This is a genomic window from Pseudomonas luteola NBRC 103146 (genome assembly GCF_002091675.1).
Lineage (GTDB): Bacteria > Pseudomonadota > Gammaproteobacteria > Pseudomonadales > Pseudomonadaceae > Chryseomonas > Chryseomonas luteola.
Window position 1 is genome coordinate 1 of sequence record NZ_BDAE01000085.1, and the last position, 1155, is coordinate 1155.

2 protein-coding genes are annotated in these 1155 nt (G+C 54.0%); both read left to right on the forward strand.

The annotated features are described in order from the left end of the window. The first annotated feature begins 45 nt into the window (after positions 1-45). Positions 46-594, forward strand: coding sequence for a DUF7669 domain-containing protein (locus PLU01S_RS26075; RefSeq protein ID WP_074830782.1), 549 nt, complete (start codon positions 46-48; stop codon positions 592-594). A gap of 12 nt (positions 595-606) precedes the next feature. Further along, positions 607-900, forward strand: coding sequence for an HNH endonuclease (locus PLU01S_RS26480; RefSeq protein WP_353681970.1), 294 nt, complete (start codon positions 607-609; stop codon positions 898-900). Positions 901-1155 lie beyond the last annotated feature (255 nt).

Here is a 1155-nt window from a genome sequence, read left to right on the forward strand (position 1 = left end):
CTGTTAGGGATTGGTGATTGTATAGGTATAGCCTAGGGAGGAATGATGAGTAATGGATGGACCGATGCCGAGCTGGCGGCAGCAGTAGACGCCTACGAGGATATGCTCAAAAGAGGCGCCGCCGGAGAAAAGGTCAATAAGGCGCAAGTCTACCGCGACCTTGCCGCTCAATTTGTTGGCCGCACCGACAAGGCCTTTGAATACCGTATGCAAAATATATCAGCGCTTTACGCTGAGCTTGGCCTTCCTTGGCTAGCTGGGCTAAAACCCGCCGTCAATGTGGGCCGTGAGATGAAGCCTCGTTTGCTCAAGCTGATCCAGAGGGCGAACGCTAAAAGTGCAGGTTTCAAGCATGGCAGTAAGCGCACCTGGGAGCTTGTGCTCGAAGCTTTAGACGCCTGCGCAGGCAATGCCACGCGCGAGCAGGTTAAGGATTGGATCGTGAGCCATTATCCAGGCTACAACGAAAAGAACCTAGTTGACCTAGAGATGTTGGCCGTTAACTCAACGTCTCGTACCTCGTACAACCAAAACGCCAAACCGCGACGTACCGATACGGGCAGTCCATACGACCGGCTCTATAAAATGGGGTAGAACCCTTGTGCAATTACTGGCTGCATGGTCGAACGCATCTTGGAAGCGGCGCATGTCGTCCCTTACCAGGGCGAAGCGACCAATGTGGCCGCCAATGGGCTGCTGTTGCGAAGTGACATCCATACGCTTTTTGACCTAAACCTTCTGACTTTAGACCCAGCCACAATGACGGTTAAGGTGTCCCCTGAGCTCTCCGGTAGCGAGTACGCGACCTTGCAAGGAAAAGCGATCTTTATACCTACTAGGCCTGCAGACAGGGTTAGCGTAGAGGCGCTTACTTGGCACCAAAGCCAGTGCCTTTGGTAGGTGCTGCACTCGGCGCGTTGCGTTCTATATGAGGATAGTATGCGTCCCCGTCCCCATCCCCGTCTGCGCCTGCCGGGACGTTAGCGGTAGCGTCCTGACCTAGAGAGGTTAAAAGGTAGCTTAGTGATGTACTGCCAGTAGCTGAACGAGCCCCTTGAAAGACAGGACACCGTTTCCCCCTTAGGATAAGGGGTAGGCAAACGGGTATGTTTATGACTAACAGCAACGACAAGGGTGGCGGCGAGTTGCTTGGCC